At 75.5% G+C, this 7,393-nt stretch carries 6 protein-coding genes; 3 read left to right on the forward strand and 3 right to left on the reverse strand.

The window, feature by feature from the left end; genetic code table 11:
- Positions 1 to 2,417, reverse strand: a 2,417-nt coding sequence (locus E1291_RS36880) for a DUF6493 family protein (protein WP_131742687.1), incomplete at its 3' end; no start/stop codon positions are given.
- A complete protein-coding gene (locus E1291_RS36885) occupies positions 2,414 to 3,781 on the reverse strand; it encodes an SWIM zinc finger family protein (RefSeq protein WP_131742688.1) in 1,368 nt (455 codons plus the stop codon). The genes E1291_RS36880 and E1291_RS36885, both read right to left, overlap by 4 nt.
- Before the next feature lie 131 nt (positions 3,782 to 3,912).
- On the opposite strand from E1291_RS36885, the gene E1291_RS36890 reads away from it, so the two are divergent.
- The 3 genes from E1291_RS36890 (at position 3,913) to E1291_RS36900 (ending at position 5,707) form a co-directional block, all read left to right on the forward strand.
- Complete coding sequence (locus E1291_RS36890; RefSeq protein WP_131742689.1) at positions 3,913 to 4,272, forward strand: hypothetical protein; 360 nt, start codon at positions 3,913 to 3,915, stop codon at positions 4,270 to 4,272.
- 122 nt (positions 4,273 to 4,394) lie between these two features.
- On the forward strand, positions 4,395 to 4,703 hold the full coding sequence (locus E1291_RS36895) for a DUF3817 domain-containing protein (protein WP_242614609.1): 309 nt from the start codon (positions 4,395 to 4,397) through the stop codon (positions 4,701 to 4,703).
- An 80-nt stretch (positions 4,704 to 4,783) separates the two neighbouring features.
- Entirely contained in the window at positions 4,784 to 5,707 is a 924-nt protein-coding gene (locus tag E1291_RS36900; RefSeq protein WP_131742691.1) for a bifunctional helix-turn-helix transcriptional regulator/GNAT family N-acetyltransferase, read from the forward strand.
- 987 nt (positions 5,708 to 6,694) lie between these two features.
- On the opposite strand, the gene E1291_RS36905 is transcribed toward E1291_RS36900, so the two are convergent.
- A partial coding sequence (locus tag E1291_RS36905; protein ID WP_131742692.1) for an MFS transporter occupies positions 6,695 to 7,393 on the reverse strand: 699 nt, incomplete at its 5' end.

The raw sequence follows: 7,393 nt of genomic DNA on the forward strand, positions 1-7,393 counted from the left end.
GTCCACACGTCGGCGTGGGCGCCCGCGTCGGCGGCGGCGCCGAGCGACGCCGCGACGCGGTTGAGCTTGATGCCGCCGATGGCGCACAGGTCGCCGACGGCGGCGCCGAGCTCCGCCGCCGCGAGGTGGCCGCGGCCGCCGAGGGCGAGCAGCGCGTCCACGGCCAGGGCGCGCTCGCCGGCCTCGGAGTGGGCGAGGGAGAGGGCGAGGAAGGCCGCCGTGGCGGGACCGAACGGGCCGTCGGCCTCGGCGAGGCCGAGCGCGATGGCGCCCTGGTGCCAGGTGTCGAGCGTCGACACGGTGTGGGGGAGCAGATGCGCGGCGGTGACCTCGCGGTGGGACGGCAGTATGGACGGCCACCAGGCGACCGGACCGTAGTACACGCTCCTTTGGATCGGGGCGCCCTCCGGCAGCCCGCAGACCAGGGCGATGTCGCCGGCGACGCCGTCGGGCGGAGTCACGATCGACTCGGCGGCGGGCAACGCGTGCGGGGCGTCCGCGAGGGTGAGCCGGCATCGCACCTCGGGGTCGGCGAGGCCGCCCTCGGCGAGCCAGGCCGCGACGGTGCGGCCGGCCTTCGAGCGCAGGGCGCCCGCGCGCGTCACGGCGGCGGCGTCGATCTCGCGGGGGACGCGCAGCAGGGCCTGTACGAGGTCGGCGCGGCCGGGCTCGACTCCCGCGTCCTGCAGCCGGATGAGGCGGTCGACGAGCACCCCCGGATCGATGTGGCCGCCGCCCTCGGTCGGGGTCGCGAGCAGCACCGGCGTCCTGCCGACGGCGGACGGGACCTCGCGCATCCGCCACCGGAGGAACAGGGGCATGATCGGGTACAGTTCCGACGCCCGCCGTGAGTTCTTCTGGGCGGCCTCGGCCAGGCTTTGCCGCCGGCGCGTGTCGTGCCCGGGGACGGTCACGGCGCGGACCGCCGAGAGGACCCATTCGTACTCGCCGGCGTACTGGTCCAGCGCACCGTGGTCCAGCCGATACCGCCCGTCGGGGGACGAGATGGCGGCGTCGAGGGCGTCCCGCGTCGCGATGGGGTCCCGGTGGGCGTGTTCGACGATGGCGGCGAGCAGGCGTTCGGTGGCGTCCCACGCGAGTTCGGTGGTGTCCGTCTCAAGGCCGTGGCGGATGTGCTCGCCGAGGTCGGACACCGAGCCGATGGGCTCGGGGAACCCGCGCGGGACGAAGGGCGGAGGCCCGGCGGAGGGAATCGGCTCGGCGGGGGCGTCGACGGCGCCGAAGGCTCCGGCGATCGGGTCGCGCAGGTCGGCCGGCAGGTCGGCGGCGGCGGCGCGGACGTCCGCGCGCACCGCCGGGCCCGCCCCGTCCGCGTGTTTCACGGCGACCGCGACGGCGCGCTCGCGCAGGTCGTGCGCGTCGGAGGTGAACGCGCCGGTGAGCACGCGCACGGTCGCCTCGGCGCGGCCGCGCGGGCGGGCGGTGCGGTCGAGCCAGGTCAGCGCGGCCCGGACGAGCTTCTTCTCCGGCCGGAACAGCAGCGCGCCGGCGGCGTCCTCGAAGAGCGGCCCGTCGAGCGCCTCCCGCTCGTCGGCCGCCCGCACCTGCCGCAGCGCGGCCTCCGCGACGCCGGGAGGGGAGGACGGCAGCAGGCGGACGTAGTCCCGCACGCGGGCCGCGGCCTCCTCCCCGGTGGGTTCCAGAGCCTCGTGGAGCTGGACGAACCACCGCAGGCTGTACGGTGTCCCGCCGCGGAGGAAACGAGCGACGCAACCGTCCAGGAGGGTCTTGCGGTCGAGGCGCCCGGCGTCGGCCAAGGCGGTGAGCGACGTGACCCAGGGATCCTTGTCCAGCTTGTTGTGCGTGCGGTTCGCGTTGGCGGCGAGCATGCGGCCGATCTCGTCCACCTCGAACAGGCGGGGGACGAGCACGTCCAGCAACGGATCGTCCTGAAGTCTCTCCGGCCTGGCCACGATGAGCACCCAGCCGCGGACGAACCCGTCGGAGGCGGGGAGCGGGGCGCCCGCGGTCTGGCTGAGCCGCGCGATGACGTGCCAGAGCGGGCCGCCGTCGCCGCGGGTCGACAGCCGCGCGGCGAGCCGCTGGGCGACGTCGGCGCGCCATTCGTCGGAACGCGGGGCCGTGACGGCGTCGACCTGGGCGCGCAGGAGGGGGTAGCCGTCCCACCGCATGTGCTGGTTCAGCTCCGCGCGGCGGAGCCAGGCCGCCGTGGCGGCGGCTCCGCCGATCGTGCCCGCGCCGGCCAGGAGCAGGGACTCCGCCACGTCCTGTTCCAGCGTGCCGATGCGCGTGCCGGCGAGCAGTTCCTTGAGCAGGCCGGGCAGCGCCTTGGCCGCCGTCGCGCGCTCCGCGGCGTCGAGCGCCGTCACCAGGCGCGTGACGTCGCCCTGGTTCCCGTGGCCGATGGCCTCGCGCAGGTCGTCCCAGGCGGTCATCGGACGACCTCCGCGAGCGTCTCGCGCCGGACGATCGTGGCGGCCAGGACGTGCTTGCAGGGGCCGCGCTCACCGCGATGGTCGAACCACCACGGGCACGTGCAGGTGGCCTTGCCGTCCTTGAAGCGCACCCGGCGCTCGCTCCCGTTGCTCAGCACGACGGCGGTGTCGTCGCCGGTGAACCGGACGGCGCCCTCGGCGGCCAGCGCCCGCGCCGAGCGCAGCCGGGGGTTGAGGGAGGCGACGCGCTCGGGGTCGTAGGGCAGCTCGCGGTGGAAGAACGCGGCCTCGGCGGCGTCGAAGCCGACGCGTCCCGACGTGCCCAGCTGGGTCAGCGCCGCCTTCGTCCGGTCGAGGGGGAGCCCGGCGCGCTCGGACAGCAGATCGGGGTCGACGCGCGCCTCGAACGACAGCAGGGCGCCGAGCAGGTCGGCGTCCGCCGCGGCCTCGTCGGCCGCCAGGGCGTCCAGGACGGCCCCCTCGCCGGAGAACCCGCGCGAGATCTCGGGGGACAGCGTCAGGACGTACCGCATCCCGGGCAGTTCCAGTTCCCATACGCTCGCCGTCGGCCCGTCCCCGGCCGTGACCGAGGGACCGTAAACGCGGAGGGCGACGGCGAAGCGCAGGAGGGGGAGCAAGGTCTGGAGCCGGTCGGGCCCGGCCAGGCACACCGCGCCGGGCACGGGACGGGACGTCAACCGCAGCGTTCGGCCCGCAGGCACCACCCACAGCACGTCCCGCGCGCGCTTGGGCAACGACCGGAGGAAGCGCACGGCGTCGGGGGCCCGCAGCTCCGCGCGCGGGTCGAATCCGGCCGTGATGACCTGGACCTCGGCGAAGCCGCGGAGCCAGCGGTCGGGAAGGGGCACCTTCTTCTCCACCACGGCGCCGTCCAGCGTGGTCACCGCCACCTCGTCCGCGCCGACGGCCAGGTGGAGCGGGTCGGAGCCGCCCACACGGGCGAGGGCCTCCCGCAGGGGGTCGTTGACGTCCACGTTCGTGGTCCCGCGGTCGTGGACCTCGCCGTCCATCGCGGCCTCCAGCACGTCCAGGCGCGCGTACACCCCGCCGCACGCGGAGAACGACTCCATGCGGAGCCGGTCGCCGTTGCAGGTCACCACCGGGTCGCGGAAGGCGGTGGGGCGCGGCTGGAAGTAGCGCGTCCGGGCGACCTCCGCCAGCGCCAGCAGCGACGCCGCGGCGGGCGCCGCCTGGATGAGCAGGCCGCTGAAGAAGCGCGGGTGCGGCCGGGCGCCGGAGCTGGTCGTGCCGCCCGAGGTCGACAGGCCGAGGAGCCCGTCGTCCAGCCCGGACGCGCGCGCATAGGTGTAGGACGCGGCCCCTGCCGCCGTCGTGGTCGCCATGCCCCCAGACCGTAGGGCCCGGTGCCGACAAAGCGGGCAAGAACCGGCAAACCCTTCCGTATGGCAGAGCGGGGCGGGGCCGGGGTGGGGGTGTGCCAGGGCGCGGCGGAGGCGGGGGTACGCTCGGTGACGTGCGACGGTTCCTCACCCCAGGCTGGCTCGGGCTGCATGCCCTGGCGATCGCGCTGTGCGCGTCCTTCCTCGGCTTCGGCTGGTGGCAGTACGACCGCGCCCAGGCGGGCAACGACCGGAGCTGGGCCTACACCTTCGAGTGGCCGATCTTCGCCGTCTTCGTGATCGTCATGTGGGTCAAGATGGTCCGGGACGAGCGCGACGGCGTCCCGCCGGAGGCGCCCCGGGTGATCGAGGAGCCCGCCGAGGCCGCGGTCAAGCGGGAGATCATCCGGCGGCAGGAGGAAGAGGACCCCGCCCTCGCGGCCTACAACCGCTACCTCGCCCGGCTCAACTCCGAGAGCCACAGGCGCGACTGAGACGGCGGACGCCCGGCCCGGCCCGGCGCTCGGTCCCGGCCCCGACGGCGCGGGCGCGGCGCCGCGTGGCCGCCCGTCCGCGGAAGACGGACCCTAGGAAGGTGTGAACTTTGGAAGGCGCGGTGGCCAAATACCGCGTCCTGGCCCTGGTGGTCGGGACGCTGCTGGTGCTCCTGGTGGTCGGTATGGTGCTGAAGTACGGGCCGTCCGACCAGCCGGCGATGGCGGGCGTCGTGGCGCCCGTGCACGGGTTGCTCTACATGGTCTACCTGGCGGCGGCGTACGACCTGTGGCGCCGCACCGGGTGGCCGGTGGGCCGGATGGTGGTGATCGTGCTGGGCGGCATCGTCCCGCTCATGACCTTCTTCGTGGAGCGCCGGGTCGTCCGCGACGCGCGGGCCCTGACCGAGCCCGTCCGGGCCGGCGCCTGACGATCTCCTTCCCCCGGGCCCTGGAAACCCGGTGGCCCGTCCCCTAATCTTTGACTCAGTCAAACGTTAGGGGGACGGGCATGACGGTGACCGACGCGGACGTCGGGACGGTCCGCGCCTTCAACCGGTTCTACACCGGGGTGATCGGGGTGCTCGGCGAGAGCCACGTCCGCTCGCCGTACTCGCTCACCGAGGCGAGGGTGATCTTCGAACTGGCCCAGCGCGCGGACACCGAGGTGCTGGCGCTGCGCCGCGCCCTGGACCTGGACGCCGGCTACCTCAGCCGGATGCTGGCCCGGTTCGAGAGCGACGGGCTGGTCGTCCGGGAGCGCGCGGCGGGCGACGCCCGCCGCCAGATCGCCCGGCTCACCGCACGGGGGCGCGAGGTCTTCGGCACGCTGGACGGGCGTTCGGCGGCCGAGGTCCGCGCATTGCTGGACGACCTGCCCGGCGCGGACCGGCGGCTGCTGCTGGGCGCGATGCGCTCGATCCACGGGATCCTCGGCGACCGCCCGCGGCCCGGGGGGCTCGCCCTGCGCCCGCCGCGGCCCGGGGACCTCGGCTGGCTCGTCCAGCGCAACGGCGCCCTCTACGCCGAGGAGTGCGGCTGGGACCACGGCTACGAGGCCCTCGTCGCCAGGGTCGTCGCCGAGTACGCCGAGCACCGCGACCCGGCGCGCGAGAACGCCTGGATCGCCGAGGTGGACGGTGCCGTGGCGGGCGGTGTCCTGTGCGTCCGGGAGGACGAGCGCACCGCGCGGCTGCGGCTGCTGCACGTCGAGCCCGAGGCGCGGGGCCGGGGCGTCGGCGCCGCCCTGGTCGAGGAGTGCCTGCGCTTCGCCGCGTCCGCCGGGTATGGCGAGATCGTGCTGTGGACGACGGCCCTCCAGCGTTCCGCCCGGCGCCTCTATGAGCGCGCCGGGTTCGTCCTGGAGACGGAGGAGCCCCCCGCCGCCCGGTTCGGCGACGTGATCCACGGCCAGGTATGGCGCAAGCACCTCTGACACCCGCCCGGACGAGCGGAGGCGGCGAGGGGCGGGTGCCTCTGACTCCCGTCCGGGCGGAAGGCGGCGGGTGGGGAGCCAGGTGCCTCACCGTGGTGGGCGGGTGGGGGTAGGTGCTGCCGGTGCCCGTCCGGGTGCGGAAGGGCGGGCGAAAAAGCGGCGGCCCGCGGAGGACGATGCCTTCGCGGGCCGCGGCTCCGCAGCGATCCCTTACTGCGTGGTGGCGGCCGGGACGGGGGTCGGACGGAGTACCGGCCGCCTGCGTTCACCGGCATGCGCCGGTTCCGGTCGGGGCTGGATCTCACCTCCCTTCCGGTCGGGGCCGGACGGGGGCGTGACGGCCCGTCCGGCGAGGCGGGGGAGGGTGCCCGCTCGGGCACCCGGGGCATGGGCCGGGCCGGCGGCGCCGCTCGAAGGCGCCGCCGGCCCGGTTGCGGAGGACCCCGGCGCCGCGGGGGCGAACGGCGCCGGCGTCCGGCGTGGGTCGGGTTCGCGGGCGGCGGCCGGCCCGGGACGGCCGAGGACCCGAGGTGTGTCGCCGTGCCCCGGCCTCCGCGCGGGCGCCGGGGGAAGGGGCGCGCCGTGCGGAAGCGGGCAGGGAACGCCCTCGGTCGTTCGGACCGGGCCGCCGAGTGGACGGCGCGTGGGCCCGGACGGGCGCCGGCTACGCATAGTGAGCGCCATCCGTCCTCCTTCGCCGTCCCGCAGGTCTCGGACGCGGTGCTTTGCCGTCCAGAGAACCTGTCGTTCACTGTGTGTCACTGTCTCGTTGCGGTAAGTACCCGCACGTCATGGCCGCGTAAACCGGGACCCGCGCAAAGAATCGCGCGCCCCTTGAGGGCTTTACCTGATCATTGCCGAACACCCGCACAACGGACGTTCCCGGCTGGTCCGGCGGGACGATCCGGTCGCGGACGTGGATCCGTCACTTCCCGGGGCGGGACGCCACCGATATGCGGCCCGTGACTCTCTGTGATGTCTCCCGTGTCATACCGGCGTCTCGTGCCGGTGCACGGCGGCCTCCGGTGGCGCGTCCGCCGGGGGTCGTCCGAGGTGGCGCGCAAGGGCGAGTCCGGCGAGGAGCGCCACGAGTCCGCAGACACCGGGCCAGCCGAAGGCCGCGCAGGCGCGCGCGCCCAGCCAGGAGCCGGTGCTGCCGCCCACGAACGCGCAGGTCATGTAGGCGGTGTTGATCCGGCTGCGCCCCTCGGGGGCCAACGCGAAGATCCGGGCCTGGTTGGCGACCATGCCCGACTGCAGGGCCACGTCCAGCAGGAGGGTGCCCGCGGCCAGCCCCGCCAGGCCCGCCGCGCCGCCGAGACCGCCGAGCAGGAGGACGCCGGCGGACGCGAGGACACCGAGGATCGAGACGAGGTTGACCGGGCCGGGGCCGTGCCGGTCCACCCATCGTCCCGCGATCGGAGTGGCGGCCATGGTGACCGCGCCGACCAGGGCGAGCAGGCCCACGGACTGCGCCCCGAGCCCGTACACGGGCCCCGTGAGCAGCAGCGCGACGCCCGTCCAGACCGCCTGGAACGCGCCGAAGAGCGTCGCCTGGTAGAAGCAGGAGCGGCGCAGTTCGGGCTCGCGCAGCAGCAGCCGCGGCGGCCCGGCCAGCAGCGCCCGGTACGACCGCCGCGCGGCCGGGGCGGGCGGCGCCGTCCGCGGCAGGGCGCGGCCGAGGAC

It is taken from the genome of Actinomadura roseirufa (assembly GCF_900659635.1).
Classification (GTDB): Bacteria; Actinomycetota; Actinomycetes; order Streptosporangiales; family Streptosporangiaceae; genus Spirillospora; species Spirillospora roseirufa.

What these genes read in the sequence shown, in the direction of transcription:
- E1291_RS36885 (WP_131742688.1), bottom strand. Translation starts at nt 3,781, where the DNA reads ATGGCGACCACGACGGCGGCAGGGGCCGCGTCCTACACCTATGCGCGC.
- E1291_RS36900 (WP_131742691.1), top strand. Translation starts at nt 4,784, where the DNA reads ATGACGGTGACCGACGCGGACGTCGGGACGGTCCGCGCCTTCAACCGG.